The 26,136-nt window shown below is 64.5% G+C and carries 24 protein-coding genes; 13 read left to right on the forward strand and 11 right to left on the reverse strand.

Translation table 11 applies throughout. From position 1 onward, the window contains the following. Positions 1-285 precede the first annotated feature (285 nt). A complete protein-coding gene (locus UNPF46_RS19290; RefSeq protein WP_100181102.1) occupies positions 286-876 on the forward strand; it encodes a Crp/Fnr family transcriptional regulator in 591 nt (196 codons plus the stop codon). Between the two features lie 9 nt (positions 877-885). Here the strand turns inward: UNPF46_RS19290 and UNPF46_RS19295 are convergent, their stop codons facing one another. Together UNPF46_RS19295 and UNPF46_RS19300 are read right to left on the reverse strand one after the other, a co-directional pair. Then, positions 886-3,108 carry a putative bifunctional diguanylate cyclase/phosphodiesterase gene (locus tag UNPF46_RS19295; protein ID WP_142251047.1) on the reverse strand — a complete coding sequence of 741 codons (2,223 nt, stop codon included), beginning with the start codon at positions 3,106-3,108 and terminating at the stop codon, positions 886-888. Between the two features lie 341 nt (positions 3,109-3,449). Continuing rightward, a complete protein-coding gene (locus UNPF46_RS19300; protein ID WP_142251048.1) occupies positions 3,450-5,357 on the reverse strand; it encodes an acyl-CoA synthetase in 1,908 nt (635 codons plus the stop codon). A 249-nt stretch (positions 5,358-5,606) separates the two neighbouring features. Between UNPF46_RS19300 and UNPF46_RS19305 the strand changes: the two genes are divergently transcribed. Both UNPF46_RS19305 and UNPF46_RS19310 read left to right on the forward strand, forming a co-directional pair. Continuing rightward, positions 5,607-6,689 carry a SecDF P1 head subdomain-containing protein gene (locus UNPF46_RS19305; RefSeq protein ID WP_142251049.1) on the forward strand — a complete coding sequence of 361 codons (1,083 nt, stop codon included), beginning with the start codon at positions 5,607-5,609 and terminating at the stop codon, positions 6,687-6,689. 257 nt (positions 6,690-6,946) lie between these two features. Further along, the gene (locus UNPF46_RS19310) at positions 6,947-7,753 is read left to right on the forward strand and encodes a Crp/Fnr family transcriptional regulator (RefSeq protein ID WP_174718882.1); all 807 of its coding nucleotides are present in this window, start codon (positions 6,947-6,949) and stop codon (positions 7,751-7,753) included. Positions 7,754-7,760: 7 nt separating this feature from the next. Here the strand turns inward: UNPF46_RS19310 and UNPF46_RS19315 are convergent, their stop codons facing one another. Beyond that, a complete protein-coding gene (locus tag UNPF46_RS19315; RefSeq protein WP_142251050.1) occupies positions 7,761-8,402 on the reverse strand; it encodes a glutathione S-transferase family protein in 642 nt (213 codons plus the stop codon). Positions 8,403-8,613: 211 nt separating this feature from the next. Between UNPF46_RS19315 and murI the strand changes: the two genes are divergently transcribed. The 6 genes from murI to UNPF46_RS19345 all read left to right on the forward strand — a co-directional run bounded on the left by murI (position 8,614) and on the right by UNPF46_RS19345 (position 13,546). Continuing rightward, positions 8,614-9,411: a glutamate racemase gene (murI, locus tag UNPF46_RS19320; protein WP_142251051.1), complete on the forward strand. Its 798-nt coding sequence runs from the start codon at positions 8,614-8,616 to the stop codon at positions 9,409-9,411. Between the two features lie 61 nt (positions 9,412-9,472). After that, the gene (locus UNPF46_RS19325; RefSeq protein WP_100176682.1) at positions 9,473-10,246 is read left to right on the forward strand and encodes an HpcH/HpaI aldolase family protein; all 774 of its coding nucleotides are present in this window, start codon (positions 9,473-9,475) and stop codon (positions 10,244-10,246) included. Between the two features lie 69 nt (positions 10,247-10,315). Further along, the gene (locus tag UNPF46_RS19330; protein WP_100176681.1) at positions 10,316-10,699 is read left to right on the forward strand and encodes a cupin domain-containing protein; all 384 of its coding nucleotides are present in this window, start codon (positions 10,316-10,318) and stop codon (positions 10,697-10,699) included. Between the two features lie 107 nt (positions 10,700-10,806). Beyond that, positions 10,807-11,574 (forward strand): 2-oxo acid dehydrogenase subunit E2, encoded by a 768-nt coding sequence (locus UNPF46_RS19335; RefSeq protein ID WP_142251052.1) that lies wholly within the window; start codon positions 10,807-10,809, stop codon positions 11,572-11,574. Positions 11,575-11,773: 199 nt separating this feature from the next. Then, entirely contained in the window at positions 11,774-12,391 is a 618-nt protein-coding gene (gene rpsD, locus UNPF46_RS19340) for a 30S ribosomal protein S4 (protein ID WP_027548656.1), read from the forward strand. An 87-nt stretch (positions 12,392-12,478) separates the two neighbouring features. Then, positions 12,479-13,546, forward strand: coding sequence for a threonine aldolase family protein (locus UNPF46_RS19345; RefSeq protein WP_142251053.1), 1,068 nt, complete (start codon positions 12,479-12,481; stop codon positions 13,544-13,546). Here the strand turns inward: UNPF46_RS19345 and UNPF46_RS19350 are convergent, their stop codons facing one another. From UNPF46_RS19350 to grxD, 4 genes are read right to left on the reverse strand one after another with little or no spacing between them, the layout of a single operon-like run. Next, on the reverse strand, positions 13,547-14,812 hold the full coding sequence (locus UNPF46_RS19350; protein ID WP_100176678.1) for a serine hydrolase domain-containing protein: 1,266 nt from the start codon (positions 14,810-14,812) through the stop codon (positions 13,547-13,549). Next, positions 14,793-16,079 carry a serine hydrolase domain-containing protein gene (locus tag UNPF46_RS19355; RefSeq protein ID WP_181770010.1) on the reverse strand — a complete coding sequence of 429 codons (1,287 nt, stop codon included), beginning with the start codon at positions 16,077-16,079 and terminating at the stop codon, positions 14,793-14,795. Before UNPF46_RS19355 ends, UNPF46_RS19350 begins: the two co-directional genes overlap by 20 nt. A 46-nt stretch (positions 16,080-16,125) precedes the next feature. After that, positions 16,126-16,677, reverse strand: coding sequence for an O-acetyl-ADP-ribose deacetylase (locus UNPF46_RS19360; RefSeq protein WP_142251055.1), 552 nt, complete (start codon positions 16,675-16,677; stop codon positions 16,126-16,128). Positions 16,678-16,681: 4 nt separating this feature from the next. Next, positions 16,682-17,008, reverse strand: a complete 327-nt coding sequence (grxD, locus tag UNPF46_RS19365; RefSeq protein WP_174718880.1) for a Grx4 family monothiol glutaredoxin — start codon at positions 17,006-17,008, stop codon at positions 16,682-16,684. A gap of 239 nt (positions 17,009-17,247) precedes the next feature. Between grxD and egtB the strand changes: the two genes are divergently transcribed. After that, positions 17,248-18,543, forward strand: a complete 1,296-nt coding sequence (egtB, locus tag UNPF46_RS19370; RefSeq protein WP_181770011.1) for an ergothioneine biosynthesis protein EgtB — start codon at positions 17,248-17,250, stop codon at positions 18,541-18,543. 47 nt (positions 18,544-18,590) lie between these two features. Then, positions 18,591-19,562: an L-histidine N(alpha)-methyltransferase gene (egtD, locus tag UNPF46_RS19375; RefSeq protein WP_181770012.1), complete on the forward strand. Its 972-nt coding sequence runs from the start codon at positions 18,591-18,593 to the stop codon at positions 19,560-19,562. Positions 19,563-19,778: 216 nt separating this feature from the next. Here the strand turns inward: egtD and UNPF46_RS19380 are convergent, their stop codons facing one another. Together UNPF46_RS19380 and UNPF46_RS19385 are read right to left on the reverse strand one after the other, a co-directional pair. After that, positions 19,779-20,972: a low temperature requirement protein A gene (locus UNPF46_RS19380; protein WP_181770018.1), complete on the reverse strand. Its 1,194-nt coding sequence runs from the start codon at positions 20,970-20,972 to the stop codon at positions 19,779-19,781. A 41-nt stretch (positions 20,973-21,013) separates the two neighbouring features. Continuing rightward, positions 21,014-21,250, reverse strand: a complete 237-nt coding sequence (locus UNPF46_RS19385) for a BolA family protein (RefSeq protein ID WP_027525381.1) — start codon at positions 21,248-21,250, stop codon at positions 21,014-21,016. A 180-nt stretch (positions 21,251-21,430) separates the two neighbouring features. Here UNPF46_RS19385 and UNPF46_RS19390 point away from each other — a divergent pair, with 180 nt between their 5' ends. Continuing rightward, on the forward strand, positions 21,431-21,790 hold the full coding sequence (locus tag UNPF46_RS19390) for a DUF427 domain-containing protein (RefSeq protein WP_100176673.1): 360 nt from the start codon (positions 21,431-21,433) through the stop codon (positions 21,788-21,790). Positions 21,791-21,894: 104 nt separating this feature from the next. Here the strand turns inward: UNPF46_RS19390 and UNPF46_RS19395 are convergent, their stop codons facing one another. Then, positions 21,895-22,068 carry a DUF1328 domain-containing protein gene (locus UNPF46_RS19395; protein ID WP_027548646.1) on the reverse strand — a complete coding sequence of 58 codons (174 nt, stop codon included), beginning with the start codon at positions 22,066-22,068 and terminating at the stop codon, positions 21,895-21,897. A gap of 287 nt (positions 22,069-22,355) precedes the next feature. Here UNPF46_RS19395 and UNPF46_RS19405 point away from each other — a divergent pair, with 287 nt between their 5' ends. Then, on the forward strand, positions 22,356-23,543 hold the full coding sequence (locus UNPF46_RS19405; protein ID WP_142251059.1) for an acyltransferase family protein: 1,188 nt from the start codon (positions 22,356-22,358) through the stop codon (positions 23,541-23,543). Between the two features lie 214 nt (positions 23,544-23,757). Here the strand turns inward: UNPF46_RS19405 and purL are convergent, their stop codons facing one another. Beyond that, on the reverse strand, positions 23,758-25,968 hold the full coding sequence (gene purL, locus UNPF46_RS19410) for a phosphoribosylformylglycinamidine synthase subunit PurL (RefSeq protein ID WP_142251092.1): 2,211 nt from the start codon (positions 25,966-25,968) through the stop codon (positions 23,758-23,760). Between the last annotated feature and the right edge of the window lie 168 nt (positions 25,969-26,136).

Raw genomic sequence — 26,136 nt, forward strand, 5'->3', positions numbered from 1 at the left:
GCGACGCTCTTCACGCTTCTTCAGACAACCTCCAAATTTCTGCCCTCCGAAATATGCAACAAAATGAGCGGTTGACTATACGAAAATGTTACGGATCATAGTGGCCATGACCTCGGGAGGATCCGCGACGATGCGGCAGCACAGCGGCGACTTCAGCAGAATATGAAGGACCTTTCGCCTTGTGCAACGTGCCCGAAGAGCGGCGCCTCCGGATTCTGTGCGGCGATATTCGATAACGCGGCAGCGACTGAATCGATCGGCGCATCCGATTGGCAGCATCATCTCGTGGTCCCCGCCGGAAGGCAGCTGCTGACCGCTAACCAGGCCTCTCCCGACATCTATGTTTTTTGCGCAGGCTGGGGATTTCGATTTCTTCAGATGCCGAACGGACGACGGCAGATCCTCGGCTTCCTGCTGCCAGGCGATGTCCTCGCCGGCTCGCTCCTTCACGAGCGCCTGCATTTTTCGGTCAAGGCGCTGACGGCGATCCAGGTCAGCACGATGAAGCGGACGGAAGTCCACGCACGTGTCGCGATGAACGTGCGCATTCTCTGGGCCGCGGCGGAGTGTTGCGCGAACGAGGCCAGGACGGCCGACGAGACCATTGCCGCACTCGGCCAGTTCTCGGCGGAGGAGCGCATCGCCCATCTGTTCCTGCAACTGATGAAGCGGATTGCGAGCCGTAACGTGATCCGCGACGAGCGCTATCGCGTGCCGCTCCGCCAGCAGCACATTGCCGACGCCGTGGGACTGACGCCGGTCCATGTCAGCCGCGTGCTCAGCGCCTTCAGGGAACGCCGCGTCGCGGATTTGTCGAACGGCGTGCTCGAAGTATTCGATCTACGTGAGCTTCAGCGACTGGGTGCGCTGAACTGAGCCCGAGCCTCAATTCGCGCCGGCCATCGCCGTTCGCAGAACACGGCCCGAATCGTCCGGAATCGCCGCCGCGCACTTGAACTGGCGGTAGGGTACCGGGCGACCAAACAGATATCCCTGTGCGAAATCGATTCCCATGGAACGAACGTGCTCGAGCTGGGGTTCGGTTTCTATTCCCTCGGCCGTGACGCTGATGCCCAACCCCTTCGCCAGCACGACCGCCGACGCGATCACCGCCGCGCATTCGCGCCTGGACAAGCCCTGTATGAAGGACTTGTCGATCTTGATCTTGTCGAACGGAAAATTCGTCAGATAGCTCGCCGACGAGAATCCCGTGCCGAAATCATCGAGCACGAGCGTGACACCCATGGACTTCAACCGCCGGAACGTCTGCAATTGCTCGGACTGCTGCTCGAGCAGGACGGTTTCGGTGACCTCGATCTGCAGCCGCCGCGGATTCAAGCCCGACCGAAGCAGTGCCTGCAGGACGACATCGAACAGATCGCCGCGCTTGAACTGGGTCGCGGATACGTTGACCGCGAGCTGGACATGGGGCGGCCAGGACACCGCATCCAGGCACGCCCGTTGAATGATCCATTCGCTGAGCGGCTGAATCAGACCGGTGCGTTCGGCCAGCGCAATGAACCGGTCCGGCGCAACGAGACCATCGACGGGATGGCGCCACCGCACCAGCGCTTCGGCCGTATGGACCGTGCGGCTTTCGACGTCGAGGATGGGCTGGTAGTGCAATTCGAATTCCTGCGCCGAGATCGCGCGACGCAGCTCCGCCTCCAGGACTTTCTCCCCCTTGATCGCCTCGAGCATTGCAGGCTGATAGAGGCGATGGCCGTCACGGCCCGCGGCCTTGACTTCATAAAGGGCCAGATCCGCCTTTTTCAGGAGATCGGCGCTGCTCGAGCCGTGCTCCGGACAGAGCACGATCCCGACGCTTGCACTGATGTCGAGCTGATGGCCCTCGATCTCGAACGGCGCCGCCATGACATCGACGATGCGGCGACCGAGATCCTGCGCGGTCTCGTATGCGTCGTCACCCACACGCCGGATCATGGCGAACTCGTCACCGCCCAATCGCGCGACGAGATCCCGGTCCGTGGCGAGCGAACGCAGGCGCGAGGCGACCGCCTTGAGCAGGTGGTCACCGACGTCGTGCCCAAACGTATCGTTGATACGCTTGAAGCCATCGAGGTCGATCAGATGAACGCCCAAGCGGTCCGGCTGCACGTCAGGCTCGGGGCCAATTCCTGCCTGATCGAACAGCGCACACCGGTTCAACAGGCCGGTCAGGGAATCGTGCGTGGCGGCGAACGAGAGCTTGGCTTCGGCTTCCTTCCGCGCCGTGATATCGACCCGGATGGCCATATAGGCAACGGGCTTGCCGTCGGGACCGAGCTGCGGCGTGATCACGGTATCCACCCAATACAGCCTGCCGGATTTGGCAAGATTGCAGAGTTCGCCGCGCCAGACATGGCCGCCCGCCAGACAGCGGTACATGTCGCGAAAGAGCTCCTTGGAATGGACGCCCGATTTCAGAATCCGATGATTTTGCCCAATCAGCTCCTCGCGCGAATAGCCGCTGATCGAGCAGAAATTGTCGTTGACGTAGTTGATGACGCCCTTCACGTCCGTGATCGCGACGATGACGGCCTGATCGATGGCATATTGCTTCTCGATCAGCTCCTGCATCGTTTCGTTGGCCCGTATCTCGGCCAACCGCTCGCCGGTAACATCCCGATGCACCTCGACCAGGCCGCCGCCGGCCATTGGATGCCGCGACACCGAGATGAACCGGCCGTCGCGGAGCTCGTGGACCGACGTCGCCGCGGCGTCGAACCCATGGATGGCGTCGACGACGCTCTCCGAAAGGCCGCGCTTGGCCCTCCTTGCTTCGGTGATCTGGCGCAGTCGCGTTCCGGGTTTGACGTCGGCGCGCGTTAAGCCATACATGCTCGCGAATTGCTGGTTACTGGCGATGACCCGCAAGTCCGCCGCGAACACACAAAGGCCGGCGGGCACGCTTTCGATGGCGTGGTCCAGCACAGTTGTCGACTTGGGCCGGTCCGCCGATGCCAACAGCCAGACAAGCCCGACGCACAACAGCGCGACATAGGCGGCCAGCGCCCCCGTCCCGATCTGCATGACGATCGCCGCAGCAAGCAGCAGCACGAAGCCCGCCAAACCGCCGATTCTCTCCGAACGACCTAATGAGTGCATCAGAGTTCCCTCCCGGCTCTGATGCGAACACCCACCTATCTAAGATGAACTTAAAATCAAAACGTCGCGCCCGCGTTGCGGCCGCAAGCTTTGGTTGCGGTAAATGTTTGAATCGGCCGCTTGATCGGTGTTCTTAACCTGGATCAAGATCAGCTCCGGCCCTGCTGATCTCGCCACCACGATCGTCACATGCAGGCGCAGGCGACTCCCCTGGCTGGCCCCGGATCGATGAACCCGGTCCAGCGCGCAGCAGCAATGACCGGCGGCGGAATCTCTTCGCCAGATCACGATGCGACGACATATCGCCGCATCATGCCTGGGTCTGGAGATCGCACGCCGCCTTACGCCTGCACGACCTCGTGCCGCATCACGAACGGCGCGAGCAGCGTGTGCACCTCGCCAGCAACCGCCTCGCGCTGGTCCGCCGGCAGACCGGCGAGCGTGACGGTCGCGATTGACCCGTGGCTGCCATGGGCACCGACCTTGACCTTGCAGTCGATGCCGCGCTCGACCAGCGGCGCAAGCACCTTGGTGAAGACGCGCTCGGCCGCGTCCCAGCGCAGCTGCGGCTTGAACACCTTGCCGACGCCGGTGACCGGCATCGGGTCGATCGGAATGACCTGGACCGGAACGGCGGCGCGCTCCGGCGTGCGCTCGCGCACCCACGTCTCCAATTCGCCCGGCTCGACGGTCGCGCCCGGCTTCAGCTGCACGTAACCTACCGGCAATTCTCCGGCATAGGCGTCGGGCTGGCCGACCACCGCGGCGAAGCCGACGGCGGGATGGCGGAACATGATCTCCTCGATCGGCGCCGGGTCGATGTTGTGACCACCGCGGATCACGAGGTCCTTGGCGCGGCCGGTGATCCAGAGATAGCCGTCCGCATCGAGGCGGCCGAGATCGCCGGAATTGACCCAGACGTCGTCGACGAAGGCACCCTTGTTGTGCTCGTCGTTGAGATAGCCGCCGAACACACCGGGCCCAGCCATGATGACGACGCCGATTTCGTCCGGCTTGCAGTCGCGGATCAGGCGGCCTTCCGCATCCAGCTGCACGATACGCACGCGCGCGTAGGGCATGGGCAGCCCGACCGAGCCGAGCCGGATCGGCCGGCCCGGGTAGGCGAGCGTGTGCACGCTCGATGTCTCGGTCATGCCGTAGACCTCGACCACCGGCAGCTTGAGCTTGTCCTGGATCGCCGAGCCGACCGCGACGGGGATCGCCGAGCCGCCACCGGCGGCATATTTCAGGCTGGAGATGTCGGCATTACCCGGCGGCACCGCGAGCGTCGCGGCGAGCACCGTCGGCACGCTCGACAGCGCCTCGGGCCTGAAGCGCTCGACCAGTCCCCAGATGTTCTTCACCGCATTCGGATTGCGCCAGCCACTCGGCGACAGCACGACCAGCGAGCCGCCGCTCGACAACGTCAGCAGCACCTGCGTCAGCGATCCCCCGACGTGAAACAGCGGCATGCCGAACAGCAGGTTCGAACCGAGCTTGGACTTCAGCAGCAGACTGAGCGCCCAGGCCTGGTAGACCTGATTGGTGTGAGTATGCCGCACCAGCTTCGGCGTGCCGGTGGTGCCGCCGGTGTGGAAATAGGCGGCGATGTCGCTGCCAAGAATCTTGCGCCCGCTGACCAGCCGATCCGACGGCTGCTGCCTGATCAGATCACTGAAGGCGAAGACGCCCTTGTCCGGATCGCCGCCGCCGAACACCTGCACGATTGCCTTGAGGTGCTTCAATTGCGGGCGGATCTGCTCGACCTTCTGCCAGATATCGGTGCCGGGCATCGGCCCAAGCGCGACCAGGATCTTGGTGTTCGCAGCCTCCAGAATCTCCGCGATCTGGTGCGGCTCCAGCAGCGGATTGACGGGATTGGCGATGCCCGCCGCCTCCGCGCCGAAGAGCGTCACGAAGGCATCGGGCACCAGCGGCAGCATGAAGCTGATGACGTCGTCCTTCTCCGCGCCCAGCGCGTGAAACATGTTGGCGGCCTGCGTGACGCGCGCGATGAAATCGCGGTACGTGACAACCTGCGGCGTGTCGGCCGGATCGGCGTTCTGCAGAAACTGGATCGCCGCCCCGTCGGGGTTGCGCGCCGCACCCAATGTGATCGCCTCATAGGTGCTCTCGGCCGCAACGCGCTCGGCGTAAGGGACTTGCTCGAAAGCGCGGACTTCCGCGTCCGTCAACAGATCCGGATAGTCGCTGCCGATGAGCCGATCGAGCGCGTGGATGCCCGCCATGGAATTCCGTCCTCCCTCAGATGCAAATCCCGGCCGCCCTGTCTTTTGACATTTTGGTTCGGCGCGGTCTCGACCGATGGCCGGTCGAGCGGGAACAGAATGATGGATGATCGAGCGTTCGTCCATGGCCCAGCGGCCGTGGCGATCAAACTTGCCTGTGAGGTGTTTGAACCTCCGCGCCAGGTCCGGGGACCTAAAACAGGCATCAGCTTCGCCTGCCAGCGTCCTGCCGCAAGACTCGAGGTGATCATGACGAGGCCCCAGCGAAACCGCAAGACAGCGCTGATCGTCGCGCTCGCCGTTGCGGCCGCGATCGCCCTGCCCCGGGCCTCGCGCGCCGAGGACAGTCAGCTCGACAAGATGCGCGCCAAGATCGCGGCCTTCGTCGGCGACAAGATGGAAAAACTCGGCGGCTCGCGCATCGTCTACAAGGTCGATGCCGACGGCCTGCGCGAGAGCGTGATCACGGATTTGCGCGACGACGTCTACAAGACCCTGCGCGAGAACAAGATCGCCTTCTCTGGACTTGCGATCCGCGATGGCGGCGTCGAACTGAAGATCGCGGACGCCAGGGCCCGCGACCTGCTCGCGCGCAAGCTCGCCTCAGCCGCGGAGGGATTGCCGTCGCATGCGCTCACCGTGACAGATGGCGGCGACGGACTGGTCCGGCTGGCACCGACCGAGGCCGCTTCCGCGGCACGGCTGCGCGATCTCGTTGAAGATTCCGTCGCCATGATCGAACAACGCCTCAAGGATTCAGGCATCAGGCTCGCCAGCGTCCAACCCGACGGCACCGACCGCATCCGCATCTTCGTGCCGGGCGAAATGAATCCGGAGCAGACGACTGCGATCTTTGCCCGGAAGATCAAGGTGGGCTTCCGCCTTGTGGACCTTTCGATGCCGGGCGAGCAGGCGCAATCCGGCACGCCGCCCGAAGGCAGCGAAGTCCTGCTCGGCTTCAAGGACAACAAGCCTTATCTCGTCGCCAAGGGCAGCGCGCTCGAGGGGGACGACGTCAGCTATGCGGGCCCGGGCTTTGCGACCGGCACGAAGGAACCGATCGCCTGGTTCCGCTTCAACGGCCGCGGCACGCGGCGCTTCGCCCACCTCACCGCAGAGAATGTCGGAAGGCCCTTCGCCATCGTGCTCGACGACAAGGTGGTTTCCGCCCCCGTGATCCGCGAGCCCATCACCGGCGGCTCGGGCCAGATCTCCGGCAACTTTACCCTGGAGGAAGCGAGCAGCGTCGCCATGTTGCTGCGCGCCGGCTCGCTCCCCGGTCACCTTGACCTCGTCGAACAGCGGGTCGTGCAGCCCGCCGCCAAGCCGTAAGGCGACGATCGGCCTGCGCGCCAGGCTAGCCGGGGGCATGCAAGCTTGACTCAAGACCGGAGCCCGTGCCGCCAGTTCCGAATCACCGGCGTTTCAAGGTCATACGCACAACCAACGGGCAATTGCCGAAACGCCCGATCGGGCTAAAATTTGCCTCTTGCGGCATGACGGCCGAAAGCGTCATTCAAGCGGTCGTCATTCGATTTCGGCTATACCAATACGGACCAGGACTGAAGGCCTTACGCGGGGTTAGTACCATGCCGTCCGGCAGCGCAGACATCTCCTCGATCCTCGACCGCATTCTCGAAGCGGCCACGGACAATCTCAGGATCGCAAAGATCCTGGTCCAGATGGGGCTCGATCCCAACGACGTCACCTGGGATGCGATCTTCAACCGGCTGCTGGAGATCTTCGTCCACAACATCACGCTCGCCAATATGTTCGCCGTGGTCGGTGCGGTCTTCTTCGTCGCCACCCTCTTGATGCGGACGATGGTGCCGCTGCGCGTCGCCAACATGATCGGCTGCGCGTTCTTCGCCATTTTCGGCGCGCTCTCTGCCAATGTCGCGACGTTCCTGCTCTACCTCCTGATGCTTCCGATCAACGCCCTGCGCCTGCGGCAGATGCTCAAGCTGGTCAAGAAGGCGCGCCATGCGGCCGAGGGCGACATGTCGATCGAGTGGCTCAAGCCGTTCATGACCGAACGCAAATATCGCCGCGGCGACACGCTGTTCAAACTGGGCGATCCCGCCAAGGAGATGCTGCTCACCGTCACCGGCAAGTTCCTGGTCAAGGAGATCAACGTCGAGATCGGACCGGGCGCGCTGATGGGCGAGCTCGGCTTCCTGACGCCGGACAACCGCCGCACCGGGACGATCGAATGCATCGAGGACGGCCAGGTGCTGACGATCACTTACGACCGGCTGCTGGAGATCTACTTCCAGGATCCGCAGTTCGGCTATTACTTCCTGGTGCTGACCAGCCAGCGCCTGCTGCAGAACATCGATCGCCTGCAGAACCAGCTGAACGCAGCGCGGGCCGCCACGACGAACCGGATCGCGTGACCGCGGCTCAGCTCACGAGCAGCGCCATGCCCGGATCGCCCTTTTCCATCGCTCGCCGGTAGGCAGGCCGCGCCCCGATGCGGCCGAGATATCTCACCACGTTCGGGCAACGCTGGAGGTCATAAGGCTGGAAGTAGCGCATCGTGGTGAGCGAGAACCCGATCATGATATCGGCGGTGGTAAAGGTGCTGCCGGCGAGATATTCGGCATCGCGGACGCGCGCATCGACCAGATCGAAGGCGCGGTCGAGGCGCCCCCTGGTCGCGACCAGCATCGGATTGTCCTCGGCGAGCTTGAGCCGGCTCAGGATCATCAGGCGCCCCATGCCGGCCTGCAGCGTGCCGTTGGCGAAGTGAAACCAGTACAGGAATTGCGCGAAATCAGGATCGTCGGGGCGGAGCACGAGCCGGCCATTGCCGTATCTGGCCATGATGTAGTCGACAATGGCGCCGGATTCGGCGAGCACGATATCGCCCTCGGTGATAACGGGTGCCGCCCCGATCGGATGCAGCGCCTTGTAGTCGGGCGGCGCAAGCATGGTGACGGGATCGCGGGCGTAGCGCTTCAGCTCGTAGGGAATTCCAAGCTCCTCGCAGAGCCAGACGATGCGCTCAGACTGCGACCTGCCAAGATGATGGACGGTGAGCATGACGCCTCCTGCGCGCGCAAATCGGACCAGCCGGAAGGCATCCTACCGCCTTGCGCCAGGAAAGCGCGCGCCGCGCCTCCCTGTCCCCCCGGGAATTTGCGGATATGACGGGCCAAGCAAGAAATCAACCGGGCCAAACGCGTTCTGGGTGCCCTCGCCGCAAAACCGCCCCAAAAACCGAATGGTAACCATGCAGGGCTAGGGTAACCGTGTGACCAATTCTCCGACGATCCTGGTATTCGATTCCGGCCTTGGCGGGCTCACGGTGCTGCGTGAGGTCGTGGCGGCGCGCTCCGATGCCCATTTCGTCTACGTCGCTGACGACGCCTTCTTCCCTTACGGCCACCACAGCGAGGACGAGATCATCGCCCGCGTCGTGCCGCTGATGGGGGAGCTGATCGGCATGCATGATCCTGATATCGTCGTCATCGCCTGCAATACGGCGTCCACCCTGGTCCTGTCTCACCTGCGCGCCGCATATTCCGTGCCTTTCGTCGGCACCGTGCCGGCAATCAAGCCGGCCTGCGCGCAGTCGAAGACCCGCCGCGTCTCGGTGCTCGGCACCAAGGGCACGGTGAAGCGCGAATACACCAAGGCGCTGATCCGCGACTTCGCGCAAGGTTGCGAGGTGACGCTAGTCGGCTCGCCCGAGCTCGCTTCGCTCGCCGAAGCCGCGCTCGGTGGCCATCCGATCAGCGATAACGACATCCTTGCCGAGCTCGCTCCCTGCTTCGTCGGCGATGCCGAGGACGCCGGCGCGCGCACCGACACCATCGTGCTCGCCTGCACCCATTATCCACTGCTGCTCGACCGGCTGAAGCGGCTGGCGCCGTGGCCGGTCGACTGGATCGATCCGGCGCCGGCGATCGCCCGCCGCGTCTCGGATCTGCTGGGTGCGCGCGGCGGCGACGTCGCGCAAGCCGGCGCCGCGATGATCTTCACCTCGAACCGCGTGCACGGCCTTTCGGCCACGCTGACGCCGTTCTTCGGCGGCCGCGCGCTGGCCTGAGCTTGCGCTGCGACGGCGCGCTGCTAGGTTTTGCCGTCAATCCCTAGCCGCAGGCCTTTCGATGCCAGTTCCGTCCACGCCACTCAACCGTCTCCGCCAGCTCTGGCGCGAGGGCCGTCCCGCCTTCGGCGCGATCGCGACGATCCCGAGCGTGCAGATGGTGCAGATCATGGCGCGCTCGCTCGACTGGATCATCGTCGATCTCGAGCACGGACCGATCGGTCTCACCGAAGCACACGCGATGATCGCCGCGACGACGGGCACGCCATGCACGCCCTTGGTGCGGATCGCCGCCAACGAGCCGTGGCTTGCGAAGGCCCCGATGGACATCGGCGCCTTCGGCATCAACTTTCCGATGATCACGAACCGCGCTGAAGCGGAGAAGGCGGTGCGCAGCGTGCGCTATCCGCCGCGCGGCGATCGTCTCTGGGGTCCGTTCCACGCGCCGTTCCGCTGGGGCCAGTCGATGCCGGATTACATGGCCAGTGCCGACGACGAGATGATCTGCATGGTCACCATCGAGCATATCGAGGCCGTCAACCGCATCGACGAGATCATGGCCACACCCGGAATCGACGTCGCGGTGATCGGCCCCGGCGATCTCGCGACGTCCATCAACAAGCGCGGACAGATGGACGATCCGGAGCTGCTGGAGCTGGTCGCACGGGCCGAGGCCGGCATCCTCAAAAGCGGCGTGCCGATCGGCGGCGTCGCTCGCACCGCCGATCAGGCCAACGCCCTCATCGACCGCGGCTATCGCGCCATCGCGCTCGGCTTTGACTGGTCGCTATTCCAGCGCGGCATCATGGCCGCGTTCGACGGGATCAGGCGCTAAACAAGCCGACGCGACCACCTTGCCGGGAACTGCCGCGCTGCTAGGGTCGTTCCCGGGAGGAAAACAACCATGCTCAAGAAGACTTTGCTCGCTCTGTCCTTTGCAGGACTTGCCTTTGCCGCCTTCGCCCAGCAGCCCGGCATCAAACGCACCCCGCTTCAGAAGGTCGAGTTCCCGGAGGGCTATAATACCATCACCGCCATTGCGGAAGTCCCGGCGGGCGGCGCCGCCGGACGCCATACCCATCCGGGTATCGAGACCGGCTACGTGCTCGAAGGCGAGCTCAATCTCCTCATCGATGGCCAGCCTGAGAAAACCCTGAAAGCCGGCGATTCCTACCAGATCCCGGCCGGCGTGGTGCACGACGCCAAGGCCCACGGCGACAAGGCCATGAAAGTGCTCGGAGTTTACGTCGTCGACAAGACCAAGCCGCTGGCTTCGCCGGCCCCCTGATTCGTCGAACCGACCGACCCTCCGCGGGTTGGTTCGTGCTAGAGCAGGCGGCGAGCGGGAACTCCCTCTCGCTGCACATATTTTGATTCGCGGGAACCGAAAGAGCGATGCGCGGGACGCCAAAAACCATTTCGCTGCCGCGCCGCCTGATCTGCGACCTCATGCGCGCGTCGATGGACGTGCCGTTCGTGTCGCTGTCCCGTTCGCTCCATATCCGCCCCCTGCTGGAGGCCCGCGCCGGGGCGGCCGCACCGGCCGGCTGGGCGGCGATGTTCGTCAAGGCTTTCGCCCTCGTCGCCAGGGACGAGCCGATCCTGCGCACCGTCTATGCCAAATGGCCCCGTCCCACGCTCTACGAGCTGCCCAAGAGCGTCGCGCTGGTGGCCATTGCCCGGGTCGAGGACGGCGAGGAATGCGTCCTGCCACAGCGAATCGCGGCCCCCGAGATCATGGCCCTGGCCGCGATCGACGCCGAGATTCGGCGCGGCAAGACGGCGCCGATCGAGGACGTCCCGATGTTCCGCAAGATCATGCGGGCAACCCGCCTGCCGTGGCCGCTGCGGCGCCTGTCCTGGGCGATTGGCCTCAATTTCGGCCGGCAGCGCGGCAACTGGTTCGGCAGCTTTGCGGTGAGCTCGGTGGCCGCCTATGGCGGTGGCGAACTCCACCCGGTCACGCCGGGCCCCTTCATCGTCAGCTATGGGGTGGTCGAGGGCGACCAGACCATCCATGTCGTGATCCGCTGGGATCACCGGGTCACCGACGCCGCCCCGATCGCCCGGGTGCTCACCCGTCTGGAACAGGTCCTGAACACTGAAATCGCTGCCGAATTGCGGGCGGCTGGGCCAAAGCCGATCCGGGCCGTCGGGACCTGATTCCGGGCCATTCGCATTGACAGCGAACCCCAAACTCCCCTAAAAGCCGCCTGCTCGCGGGCCGATTTCGGCCCGCGAAGCGTTTCGCGACCCGTGGTCGGCTCCCTCTAGCTTTGGGGATCGGACCTGTCGGTGCCGGGCTTTGGCCCGTCACACAGGAGGGCGCGTTTCCTCAAACCATGCAACCGAAGAGGACGCGATGACTAAGCGCAGTGAGGCGAAGTACAAGATCGATCGCCGTATGGGCCAGAATATCTGGGGTCGCCCGAAGAGCCCCGTGAACCGCCGCGAGTACGGCCCCGGCCAGCACGGCCAGCGCCGCAAGGGCAAGCTCTCCGACTTCGGCGTGCAGCTGCGCGCCAAGCAGAAGCTGAAGGGCTACTACGCCAACATCAGCGAGCGTCAGTTCCACGGCATCTACGTGGAAGCCAGCCGCCTCAAGGGTGACACCGGCGAGAACCTGATCGGCCTTCTGGAGCGTCGTCTCGACGCGGTCGTGTATCGCGCCAAGTTCGTCTCCACCATCTTCGCCGCCCGCCAGTTCATCAACCACGGCCACATCAAGGTGAACGGCCGCAAGGTCAACATCTCGAGCTACCAGCTCAAGGTCGGCGACGTGATCGAGGTCAAGGAAGCCTCCAAGCAGCTCGCCCACGTCCTCGAAGCCAGCCAGCTCCCCGAGCGCGACACCCCCGACTACCTCGAAGTCGACCACGGCAAGATGACCGCGAAGTACATTCGCATCCCCGGCCTCTCCGACGTGCCGTTCCCGGTGCAGATGGAGCCCCATCTGGTCGTCGAATTCTATTCGCGCTAAGATCTGAATATCGAAAGGCCCCGGTTCGCCGGGGCCTTTTTGCTTAAGAGCCACACTTCAGTGGCCGCAATGCTTAGGAGCCGTCGCATGCTCTACACGCCTCCCCCGATCGATCCCAAGGCGCCGCCGGTGCGCATCAATCTGCTCTCGGATACGCAGACCAAGCCGACGCCGGGAATGCGCGAGGCGATGGCGCGGGCGGAGGTCGGCGACGAGCAGGTCGGCGACGATCCGACCGTGAATGCGCTGTGCGAGCGCGTGGCGGATCTGCTTGGCAAGGAAGCCGCCGTCTACATGCCCTCGGGCACCATGTGCAACGTCACCGCGACGCTGGTGCATTGCCGCCCCGGCGACGAGATTTTGGCGCACGAGACCGCGCATATCATCGCCCGCGAAGGCGGCGCGCATGCTGCGATCGGCGGTTTTCAGGTGACGCAGCTCAGGGGTCCCGACGGCCAGTTCACACCGGAAACGTTCCGGAAAGCCCTGCATCCGCGCACCCGCTACCAGCCGCCGCAGACCGTCGTCAGCGTCGAGCAAACCGCCAATATCGGCGGCGGGACGATCTGGAAGAAGGCCGCGCTCGACGAGATCGTCGCGATCGCGAAACAACACGGCCTCGTCACCCACATGGACGGCGCGCGCCTGCTCAACGCCACCGTGGCCAGCGGCATCTCCCCGCGCGACATGACCGCGGGCTGGGACTCGGCCTGGATCGACTTCTCGAAAGGACTGGGCGCACCGATCGGCGGCGTGCTGGCGGGTTCGCGCGCCTTCATCGACGCGGTCTGGCAGTGGAAGCAGCGCCTCGGCGGCTCGATGCGGCAGGCCGGCATCTGCGCCGCCGCCTGCATCTACGCGCTCGACCATCACGTCGACCGCCTCGCCGACGACCACGCCAATGCGCGTGCGCTGGCTCGCGGGCTGTCGCAGATGGCAGGCATCGAGGTGCAGGAGCCCGAGACCAATCTGGTGTTCTTCAAGCCCGACGGCGCCGGCATTGCCGGCGACAAGATGGTCGCGGCGCTACGCCAGCGCGGCGTGACGCTTGCGATGATGGACGGCCGCATCCGCGCCTGCACCCATCTCGACGTCAATGCGGCGCAGGTCGAGGAGACGATCGGATACGTCAGAGAGATCGTGCGCGGGGCGTAGTCAGCGCCCCATCGCCGCGTAGACCAGTCGCTTCAACTCGTCCTGGATGCGGCCACGCTGCGAGGGCGACTGCATCATGCAGATCACGAACATGTCGTCGGCGGGATCGATGAAGAAGAAGGTGCCGCCAACGCCGTCCCAGCGATATTCGCCCGCCGGCAGCCACGCCGTGGCTCGCCTGCGCACGGCGAAGCCGAGCCCGAAGCCGCTATCGGCCCCCGGGAAGTAGAATTCGGGGTCCTTGCGCACGCCGCTCCCCTCGCCGATCTGGTCGGATGTCATCAACGTCAGCGTCTGGCGCCTGAGATAGCGCCGGCCGTCGAGCTCGCCGCCGTTGAGCAGCATCTGCGCGAAGCGTGCATAGTCGCCAATGGTGCCGACCATACCGGCGCCGCCGGATTCCCAGCGCCGCGGCGCGGTCGCCTCCTTGATGCCGGCGACGGGACGATCGAACCAGTCGCCGGGCAAAGGTTCGGCGATCAGCGGCCGCTTGGCATCGTCGGCGACGAAGAACGCCGTATCCCGCATTCCCAGGGGATCGAGCAGCCGCTCCTTCTCGAATCGATAGAGCGACAGACCCGTGGCAACCTCGATGACACGCCCGAGCACGTCGGTGGAATGGCCATAGTCCCACAGCGTCGCCGGCTGTTCGGCCAGCGGCAGGCGCGCGAGCCGCGCGACGAATTGCGCGTTGTCGGGATCGCCGTCGAACAGGCCGGCCTGCGCATAGAGCTTGCGCACGGGACTGTCGCCATAGAATCCGTAGGTGATGCCCGAGGTGTGGCGGAGCAGGTCGCGCACCGTGATCGGCCGCGCCAGCGGCCGGAGTGCCAGCCCGCCATCGGCCTGCGCAACGCCGACCTTCACGTCGGCAAGAGCCGGAATGTATTTCGCGACAGCATCGTCGAGCGCGAGCTTGCCATCGTCCACCAGCATCATCGCTGCGACCGAGGTGATCGGCTTCGACATCGAATAGAGGCGAAAGATGGTGTCGTCCGTCATCGGCTGCGCCGTCCTGGTATCGCGCAGACCGAACGTCTCGGAGAGCACGGGCTTGCCGTGCTGCTGGATCAGCAGGACCGCGCCGGGAATCCTGCCGGCGGCGACCTCGCCACGAAGAAAAGCGCTGATCCGCGCGAGCCCCGCAGTCGAGAAGCTGCGGATGACGGGGGCTTCAGCGCGGGCGGGGCCCGCCGCGCCGACCAGCAGTGCAAAGGCGATCGCGACGACGGCGCGGGCGAGCGCCTCACTTCTCCATGGCTTCATAAACCAGCTGCTTCAGTGTCCGCTGGACGCGCTGGCGCTCGGTCGGGGTCTGCTCCAGCAGCACGAAGAACATGTCCTGCTTGGGATCGATCACGAAATAGCAGCCGGAAGCGCCGTCCCATTTCAGCTCGCCGAGATCGCCGGGCGGCGGCGGCTTGGCGTTGCCGGGGTCGGTTCGGACCGCGAAGCCGAGGCCGAAGCCGAAGCCGTCGCCGGGGAAGTAGAAATAGTCGCGATCGACGCCCGAGCCCGGCCCAACTTGATCAGTCGTCATCAGCTTGAACGTCTCGGGCTTGAGGATGGTCTTGCCGTCGAGGCTGCCGCCATTGAGCAGCATCTGCGAAAAGAGCCTGTAGTCCGCCATGGTCGTGACCATGCCGCCGCTGGCAAACATGATCTTCTTGGGGACCGTCGGGTCGTTGATGCGGCCGACGCGGAAATCGGCATCGTTCGGCACCGGCTGGGCCACCAGCTTCTTCTTCTCGGGATCGGCGACGAAGAAGCCGGTGTCGACCATGCCGAGCGGATCGAGCAGCTTCTCGCGCATGATGTCGATCAGCGGTTTGCCGGCCGCAACCTCCATCACCCGCGCCAAGACGTCGGTGGAATGGCCGTATTGCCAGAGCGCGCCCGGCTGGTTGTGCAAGGGCAGCTTGGCGATGCGCTCGGCGAACTCGGCGAGATCGTAATCGCCGGCATAGATGTTGGCTTCGCGATAGGCCTTGCGGACCAGGCTGTCGCCGTAGAAGCCGTAGGTGATGCCCGAGGTGTGCGTCATCAGGTCGTGCACCGTCATCGGCCGGCTCGGCGGCACCAGCTCCAGCGACTTGGTGCCGTCCTCGGCCTTCTTCTCGACGCCGACCTTCACATTGGCGAAAGACGGGATGTATTTCGAGACTGGATCATCCAGCTTGATCTTGCCGTCTTCGATCAATTGCATCGCGACGACAGAAGTGATCGCCTTGCTCATCGAGAACAGGCGGAAGATTGTCTTGTCCGTGATCGGCGCCTTGCTGACCACGTCCTGCACGCCGAAGGCTTCGTGGTAGACCGGCTTGCTATGCTGCTGGATCAGGATGGTTGCGCCGGCGATCTTGCCGGTCGCGACCTCGTTCTTGAAGAACTCGCTGATCTTGCCGAGCTTGTCCTGATTGAAATGCGCGCCGGCCGGAATCTCATAGGTGCCTTCCGCCCGCGCCAGCGTCATCGCGCCGAGCGATAGAAGCGCACCGCAGGCCAGCGCACGCAGTCCAGAGCGTAAAATCATATCCCCTCCCCGGAACATGGTCCGGCGGAGTGTAACGACCGCGTCATCAGGCACAAGGGCCGCCGTGTCGCTCGAGCGCCTCGGCATGCAGCCTGGCGCTGGGTTCGGCGAAGCAGCAAAACACGATACGGGTCACGGATTGCGCGGCAGACAGCCCTTCGATCGTCGTGCGCACGGCGATGTCAGCGGCCCGGTCGGCGGGAAAACGAAAGATGCCGGTCGAAACTGCAGGGAATGCCACCGAGGTCAGCTGGTGCTTCCCGCACAGCTCCATAGAGCGACGATAGCAGGAGGCAAGCAGATCGTCCTCGCCGAGCGAGCCGCCATTCCAGACCGGCCCGACGGTGTGGATCACATGGGCGGCCTTGAGCCGGTAGCCCTTGGTGATCTTGGCGGCGCCCGTTTTGCAGCCGTGGAGCATGCGGCATTCGGCGACCAGATCGGGCCCAGCGGCCCGATGGATCGCACCATCGACGCCGCCCCCGCCAAGGAGCGACGTGTTGGCGGCGTTGACGATGGCGTCAACGCTCAGCGTGGTGATGTCGGCGACGATGACCTCGAGCTCGGCGCCACCAATCCGGCGCGTCAGCACGGTCACGTCATCAGGCCGCGACGACGACGCCCTTGTCGGAGAAGAGCTGCTGCAATTCGCCGGCCTGGAACATCTCGCGGACGATGTCGCAACCGCCCACGAACTCGCCCTTCACATAGAGCTGCGGAATGGTCGGCCAGTTGGAGAAGGTCTTGATGCCGTTGCGCAGTTCGGCGGATTCGAGGACGTTGAGGCCCTTATAACCGACGCCGATATGATCGAGGATCTGGACGACCTGGCCGGAGAAGCCGCACTGCGGAAATTGCGGCGTGCCCTTCATGAACAGAACCACATCGTTCGACTTCACTTCGTTGGCGATGAATTCCTCAATGCTCATTTCCATGTCCTTCCGGGGCGGAGCCCTCACCAATCATCTCGGGCCGGCTCAGCCGATTTAACCCGATACCTGCCTATATATGTAGCCCAAACCGTTGTGCATCCAAAGTAAAATGGCGGCGACAGGCCCCCTGCGGGTGGTCTGACCCCACCCTCGTCCATAGGCTGATGACATCAATATCATCGCTGAAGAGGACTTTCATACCGTAACGGAGCCCCTATCTAGGACGAACCCAGGTTGTGGAACCGGGCAACGCCAACAACGTTCTCTTGTCCTGTCTGGAGAAAAACGTGACGAAACAAGCCTCCGCCACGGCCACCGCCCCGCTGTCGTCATCGTCCGGTCAGGGCGGCCTCGCCCAGAGGCTTCAGGACGCCTTCGTCGCCGTCCGCGACGAGACCGAACGCCGGGCCGCGTCGCTATCGCCGGAGGACCAGCAGATCCAGTCCATGCCGGATGCGAGCCCGACGAAATGGCATCGGGCCCATACCACCTGGTTCTGGGAGCAATTCCTGCTCGGTGAGCACGCGGCTGGCTATCGGCCCTTCCACCCCGATTTCGCATTCCTGTTCAATTCCTATTACGTCAGCGCCGGCCCGCGCCATGCCCGCAATCATCGCGGCGACATCACCCGTCCGAGCGCCGATCAGGTCGGGGCCTACCGCCGATATGTCGATGCGGCTGTCGTCAAATTCTTCGGCGAGGCCGGCGCGGACAAGCTGCGCGAGATCGCGCCGCTGGTCGAGGTCGGGCTCAACCATGAGCAGCAGCATCAGGAATTGATGTTCACCGACATCCTGCACGCCTTCGCGCAGAATCCGGTCTATCCGGCCTACGACCCGGACTGGCGCTTTCCGCCCGCAACGCGCGCCGGCGAGGACTGGCTGACGCTGAACGAAGGCATCCACACGGTCGGCCATGCCGATGACGGCTTTCATTTCGACAACGAGAGGCCGGCGCATCGCGCCCTGGTCGGCCCCGTCAAGGTCGCACGTAATCTCGTCACCAACGGCGAGTGGCTCGCCTTCATGCGCGACGGCGGCTACCGGGCCGCCACGCTGTGGCTGATGGACGGCTTTGCCGCCGCCAGCAAGGAAGACTGGCAGGCCCCCGGCTATTGGCGCGAGGTCGATGGCGCGTGGCAGGTGATGACGCTGGCCGGCCTCAAGCCGGTCGATCCCGACGCACCGGTTTGCCATATCAGCTATTACGAGGCCGACGCCTTCGCGCGCTGGGCCGGAAAGCACCTGCCGACCGAAATGGAATGGGAGGTCGCCGCGCGCACGGGCCAGCTCAACGACGCCTTCGGCATCGTCTGGCAGTGGACGCGATCGTCCTACTCACCCTACCCCGGCTACCGCGCCATCGAAGGCGCGCTCGGCGAGTACAACGGCAAGTTCATGGTCAACCAGCTGGTGCTGCGCGGCTCCTCGCTTGCAACTCCGGAAGGCCACAGCCGTATCACTTATCGGAACTTCTTCTATCCGCACCACCGCTGGCAGTTCACTGGACTGCGGCTCGCCGCCTACGAGTAAAATTCCGACGACAAATACGCGCCGGACAGCGCGTTCAGGAGAGTATCATGAATGTGCGCGCCAGCGCTTTAGCCGAAGCCCATCTTCCCGACGAGCAGACCACCGCCTTCGCTCGCGAAGCGATCGAGGATCTCTCGCAGCAGCCGAAAAAGCTGTCGCCGAAATATTTCTATGACGCGACGGGATCGGAGCTGTTCGAGGCGATCACGAAGCTGCCGGAATATTATCCGACGCGGACCGAGCTGGCGATCCTGAAGGAGCGCGGCAACGAGATCGCAAGGATCATCCCCGAGCACGCCGCACTCGTCGAGTTCGGCGCCGGCGCGACCACAAAAGTCCGCCTGCTGCTCAATCACTGCAAATTCGCGGCCTATGTGCCCGTCGACATCTCCGGCGACTTCCTGAAGGCCCAGGCCAACGGGCTCAAGCGGGATTTCCCCTCGCTCGGCATCTACCCGGTCGCCGCCGACTTCACCGCGCCCTTCGAGCTGCCCAAGCAGGTGGCATCCATGCCCAAGGTCGGCTTCTTCCCGGGATCGACCATCGGCAATTTCGAGCCGCATGAAGCGCAGGCGTTCCTGAAGAGCGCGCGCGCGATTCTCGGCCGCGGCGCGCAGATGATCATCGGCGCCGACCTCGAAAAAGACGAGCGCGTGCTGTTCGATGCCTATAACGACGCCGCCGGCGTCACCGCGCGCTTCAACCTCAACGTTCTCGTGCGCATCAACCGCGAGCTCGGCGGCAATTTCGATCTCTCCGCCTTCACCCATCGCGCGATCTACAATCGCGAGCGGCACCGCATCGAGATGCACCTGATCAGCAAGAAGAGCCAGAGCGTGCGCCTGCTCGGCACCAGCTTCTCGTTCCGCCCGGGCGAGAGCATCCACACCGAGAACAGCTACAAATACAGCATCGAGCGTTTTTCCGCGCTGGCGCAGGGCGCGGGTTGGCGTGTGCACGAGAGCTGGACGGACGCGGCGAAGATGTTCTCGGTCCACGCGCTGGAAGTGGCGGAGTAGGACTCCGCACCATCGCTGTGGCGCATCCTTCGGGACGCCCGCCTTTGGCGGGCTCCTCAGGATGAGGGCAGAGTGTGTGGCAGCAGGTTCAATGGGCGCCGCCGCTCACCAGCCTCATCCTGAGGAGACCGCCACCGGGTCCGCGCCAAGCGCGGCCCGATGACAGGCTCCGCGGTCGTCTCGAAGGACGAGGCGCCTGCTCAGGCGCTCCAGGGCTCAGTGAGCCTCGGCCTCTTCGCCCTTCGATCCCAGCGACACCGATTCCCACACCGCAACCACGACCATGATCGCGCTCGTCGCCACCGACAGCCAGAGCGGCGACAAGTCCGGCGCGAACCAGCACAGCACCGCGAGCGCGATGATACCGATGCCGTGCGAGAGCTGGAGGAAGCCGCGCACCGAGTGTTTGAACAGGATGGTGCCGACCAGGAACAAAATCGGCCCGCCGATCGTGCTGACGATGGTGCGGATGTCGGAATGGCCGCTCGGGTGCTTCAGCACCAGCTCGTCCGACACCGCGGTCAGGATGATGCCGGCGACGATCGGCAGGTGCAGATAGGTGTAGGCGAGCCGCGCCAGACGACCCGATTCAGTGGACTTCGAGATCCGTTCGGCGCCGGCTTCCGCGCCCTTGTGAAAATAGACCCACCACATCGCGATGCTACCGACCAGCGCCGAGACGAAGGCGAGGATATTGCTCGCGGTCCATTCCAGCTCGGCAAAGGTCGCTCCGTTGACGACGACGGCTTCGCCGAGTGCGATGATGACGAAGAGCGAGCAGCGCTCGGCCATGTGGCCGCCCTCGACCGCCCAGGCCTCGATCGAGGAGAAACCGAGCTTGGGCACCCAGAAGCGCACCGCGGGCGAGATGTATTCGATCGTCAGCGCCGCGATCCAGAACCACAGCCGCGCATCGTCATGAGCGAGGCCTCCGAGAATCCAGAACACCGCGGACACGGAGAGCCAGACCAGGATGCGGATCGCATTGTGCCGCACCGCCGTCCGGTGCGCCGGCGTTGCCAACAGCCAGAACGCGGTGCGTCCGACTTGCATGGTCGCGTAGGCGATCGCGAACCACAGGCCCCGCCCCTCGAATGCGGTCGGAATCGTCGTCGACAGCACGAGGCCGCCCAGCATCATCAGGAAGAGCAGGATGCGAACCGGCGTCAGCTCGGGATTGAGCCAGTTGGTGACCCAGGCGGTGTAGACCCACACCCACCATAGCGCGAGGAACAGCATCGTGACATGCACGGCACCGAGCGGCGTAAAATGGTGCAGCAGCGTGTGCGAGACCTGCGTCACCGCAAAGACGAAGACGAGGTCGAAGAACAGCTCTACATTGGTGACGCGGCTGTGCTGGTCCGGCGTGATGACGCGAAACAACGCGCCGCGCGGATTGTCCGCAGCCATCATGGTCCCCCCTGGCGCAGGTCAGGTCAGGTGCAATCCCTTCAGGATCCGGGCACCCCGGTCTGCAGCGCCAGCGCGTGCAGGACGCCGCCCATCTGGCCGCGCAGGGACTGATAGACGATCTGGTGCTGCTGGACGCGGGACTTGCCGCGGAAGGATTCCGAGATCACGGTCGCGGCATAGTGATCGCCGTCACCGGCGAGGTCACGGATGGTCACCTCGGCATCGGGGATCGCCGCCTTGATCATCGCCTCGATATCGTGGGCGTCCATGGGCATTCGGGTCTAGCTCCTAATCTCATCGTCGAATCGTTTGCCGGGGTCCCCGGGCCGGCGCACGCAAACTTAGCGTGAACGGCCTTCTACGTCACGCCTTCAGGCACTATATCCCTGATCCCATCAGGATAAAGGCACGACAAAGTGCCGCGCGCGGCAGATCGATCGAAAAGGCGTGAAATCATGAAGCTTCCAGGGCCGGACCACCCCATCACCATCACCCAGAACCCGAGGCGCGTCCGCGTCACAGCGGGCGACATCGTGATCGCCGAGACCAGCAAGGCGCTGACCTTGAAAGAGGCCAAATATCCGGCAGTGCAATATGTGCCGCGGGAGGACACCAACATGGCCCTCTTGGAGCGCACCGAGCGCACCACCCATTGCCCCTACAAGGGCGACGCCAACTATTACAGCGTCAAGGCCGATGGCAGGACGCTGGACAACGCGATCTGGACCTACGAGACGCCCTTCCCCGCGATGACCGAAATTTCCGGCCATCTCGCCTTCTATCCGGACAAGGTGAAGATCGAGGAAGTGGGGTAGCTCTGGATGTTGTCATTCCGGGGCGATGCGAAGCATCGAACTCGGAATCTCGAGATTCCGGGTCTGGTGCTTGCGCACCATCCCGGAATGACAACGCAGCCCCGCTACGCCCTGAAGATCGTGAGTCCGAGTATCAACAACACCAGGAAAATCACCACGAAGACGTAGAACAGGAAGCGGGCGATATCGGCGGAGGCGGCCGAGATGCCGGTGAAGCCGAGCACGCCGGCCACGATCGAGATCAGCAGGAAGATCAGCGCCCATTTCAGGATCGTCATCGCCAGCTCCAATCGGTGCCGCTCGCCTGCGGCCCTACGCGCCCTTTTCGCAAGCGCTAACTTCGCTGCGTGGAACTGGTTCCTAGTCCTGCCTGGCCTGAAGACCAGCTCAAAAGAGACTAGAGCGTTTTCGAGCGAAGTGGACACCGGTTCGCGTGAAGAAAATGCGTCAAAACAAGCACCTAGAGCTTCGGTTCTGATTCAATCAGAACCGAAAATGCTCTAGACTTGCTGAATCCGGTTCCCGGCGGCACAGTCGCGCCCGGTAGCGAGAGCGCGGGGCGGCCATGACCACGATGTCACATTCAGCGACGATCGGCGCGGAAGCGCATGCCGCGCCAGCGAGCAAATCGCGCAACCTCTCGCTCGATCGCGCCCGCACCTTCCTGACGCTGGTGGTGCTGCTGCATCACGCGGTGATCCCCTATACCCATTTCGGTCACACCGACCCGGCCTCCTTTGCCGGTTTCGACATGATCGTGCTCGCCACCGACAGCTTCTTCATGGCGATGTTCTTCTTCTTGTCCGGCCTGTTCACCTGGCCCGGCATCGCGCGCAAGGCGCCCTCGGTGTTCCTGCGCGACCGCCTATTGCGGCTTGGGCTGCCGTTCGCGGTCGCGGCCCTCACCTTGATTCCGCTCGCCTATTACGCCATCGCGCTGCGGGCCGAGCCCGAGCTGACCTTCGCTGCGTTCTGGTGGAAGACGGTGACGGCGGGCCCGTGGCCGAGCGGCCCGATCTGGTTCGTGTGGGTGCTGCTGGCCTTCGACCTGACCGCGAGCCTGCTCTACCGCGTCTCGGCGCATCTGGTCGATCCCGGCAACCGCGTTTCGCTGCGCGGATTCGAGCAGCCCGTCTTGTTCTGGTTGATGCTCGTCGCCGTCAGCGTCATCGTCTATCTGCCGGCGCTGCTCTATTTCGGGACCAACAAATGGTTCGAGTTCGGACCGTTCTCGGTGCAGGCGAGCCGCATTCTGCTCTATTTCAGCTATTTCTTCATCGGCGCCAGCGTCGGTGCGGCGAATTTCGATCGCGGTATTCTCGGCGCTGACGGCCAATTGCCCAAGAGCCGCTGGTCATGGGTGATCGTCACGCTGGTCCCGTACAGCCTGATGTGGTGCATGATCTACATCAAGCGCGAGATCCTGGGTAATCCCGATCACCTGCCATACTGGTACCATTTGTTCTACGGCACGTTCTTCGTGCTGTTCTCGGCCTCGATCCTGCTCGCGATCCTCGCCTTCTTCCTGCATTCGAAGGCGCCGGGCCCGACCCTGCTCGACCGCATGCAGGCGGATGCCTATGGCATCTTCCTGGTGCACTACCCGATCGCGCTGTGGATCCAGTACGTGCTGTTCGACTACAGCCTGACGGCGATCGTGAAGGCCGCTATCGGCTTCGTGCTCACGGTGATTTTGAGCTGGGGCCTGACGGCGGCATTGCGGAAGATTCCGGGCGCGTCGCACGTGTTGTGAGGCTCCAGCTACGGCGCCTGCCACACTCTCCGCCGTCATCCTGAGGTGCGAACCTTGCGATGCATTGCATCGCAAGGTGAAGCCTCGAAGGATGGACCACGGGCGCTTGCAGCCCATCCTTCGAGGCGCGCAAGAGCGCGCACCTCAGGATGACGGTTGAGCTTGTAGCAACGAAGAAATCGCAGGGAGCCAACGAGCTTAGGAAAGTAGCGCCTCAGGCCGCCTTGCCGCCCATATATTCCGGCAGCCAGCGCTCGAACGAGGCGCGCAGGGCATCGATCGTGACGGGCGCTTCACCCGCGATCGCAATGGCATCACCGCCGGTGGTGCCGATGCGCACGCAGGGCACCTCGCAGCCGCGCATCTTGGCCAGCACGCGGCCGGCTTCAGTTTCGGGCACGGTGACGAGATAACGCGCCTGGTCCTCGCCGAACCAATAGGCCTGCGAGACCAGTGAGGTCGGCGCCGCCAGCAGCTTGGCCCCGATGCCGCTCGCCATCGCCATCTCGGCAAGCGCGATCAGGAGGCCGCCGTCGGAGAGGTCGTGCACGGCGGTCGCGGTGCCCGCATGGATCATGCCGCGCACGCAATCGCCGTTGCGCTTCTCGGCAGCGAGATCGACCGGCGGCGGCGCGCCTTCCTCACGGCCGCAGATGTCGCGCAAATAAACCGACTGGCCGAGCCAGCCATGGGTCTCGCCGATCAGCAGGATCGCCTCGCCCTCGGCCTTGAAGGCGAGCGACGCCGACTTGGTGAAATCGTCGAGCAGGCCGACGCCGCCGATCGAGGGCGTCGGGAGGATCGCGCGGCCGTTGGTCTCGTTGTAGAGCGAGACGTTGCCGGAGACGACCGGGAAGTCGAGCGTGCGGCAGGCTTCCGAGATGCCCTTCAGGCAGCCGACGAACTGGCCCATGATCTCGGGCCGCTCAGGGTTGCCGAAATTGAGATTGTCGGTGATCGCGAGCGGCTTGCCGCCGACGGCCGTGATGTTGCGCCAGGCTTCCGCCACCGCCTGCTTGCCACCTTCGAACGGGTCCGCCTCGCAATAGCGCGGCGTGACGTCGACGGTCAGCGCGAGGCCTTTCGGCCCGTCCTCGACGCGCACCACGGCGGCATCGCCGCCCGGACGCTGCATGGTATTGCCCAAGATGACGTGGTCGTACTGCTCCCAGACCCAGCGCTTGCTGCACATGTCGGGCGTGCCGATCAGCTTCTCCAGCGCGGCACCGAGCGCCATCGGCGCCGGCACGTCGCGGGCGTGCACGACCGGCAGAGCGGCGGAGGGAACGTGCGGGCGGTCGTAGAGCGGCGCCTCGTCGCCGAGCTCCTTGATCGGCAGATCGGCCATGACGTCGCCGCCATGCTTGACCACGAAACGCTTGCTCGGGGTGGTGTAGCCGACCACGGCGAAGTCGAGGCCCCACTTCTTGAAGATCGCCTCGGCTTCCTTCTCCTTCTCGGGCTTGAGCACCATGAGCATGCGCTCCTGGCTCTCAGAGAGCATCATCTCGTAGGCGCTCATGCCGGTCTCGCGGGTCGGCACCGCGTCGAGATCGAGGTCGACGCCGAGGTCGCCCTTGGCGCCCATCTCGACTGCCGAACAGGTGAGCCCTGCCGCGCCCATGTCCTGGATCGCGATGACGCAGCCCTTCTCCATGATCTCGAGGCACGCCTCCAGCAGCAGTTTTTCGGCGAAGGGATCGCCGACCTGCACGGTCGGGCGCTTCTCCTCGGACTTGTCGTCGAACTCGGCCGAGGCCATCGAGGCGCCGTGGATGCCGTCGCGGCCCGTCTTGGAGCCGAGATAGACGATCGGCATGTTCACGCCGGAGGCGGCCGCGTAGAAGATCTTGTCGGCATCGGCGAGGCCGACCGCCATGGCGTTGACCAGGATGTTGCCGTCATAGCGGGTGTGGAAGCGAACCTGACCGCCGACGGTCGGCACGCCGAAGGAATTGCCGTAGCCGCCGACGCCGGCAACGACGCCGGAGACCAGATGCCGGGTCTTGGCATGCTCGGGCGCGCCAAAGCTCAGCGCGTTCAGGCAGGCGATGGGGCGCGCGCCCATGGTGAAGACGTCGCGCAAAATGCCGCCGACGCCGGTGGTCGCGCCCTGGTAGGGTTCGATGTAGCTCGGGTGGTTGTGGCTCTCCATCTTGAAGACCACGGCCTGGCCGTCGCCGATGTCGATCACGCCGGCATTCTCGCCGGGCCCCTGGATCACCCAGGGCGCCTTGGTCGGCAGGCCCTTGAGATGGATGCGCGAGGATTTGTACGAGCAGTGCTCGTTCCACATCGCCGAGAAGATGCCGAGCTCGGTGAAGGTCGGCTCCCGCCCGATCAGCTTCAGGATGCGCTCGTATTCGTCGGGCTTGAGCCCGTGGGCGGCAACCAGTTCGGGGGTGATCTTGGGTTCGTTCTTCATGGCTTCAGGGGCTTTCGGCGGCGGTTTGGCCGTTCTTAGGAACATCCGGGGCTCGCGAAAAGCCCTTTATGGCCCATTTTCCCGCTGTCCCACGTTTTGCAGGCGGGGGCAGCGGGAACAGGAATTGCACGGCGCGGACGGATCGGATTTAAGGGCTAAAGACCCGCA

This window comes from Bradyrhizobium sp. UNPF46 (genome assembly GCF_006658625.1).
Taxonomy (GTDB): Bacteria; Pseudomonadota; Alphaproteobacteria; order Rhizobiales; family Xanthobacteraceae; genus Bradyrhizobium; species Bradyrhizobium nitroreducens.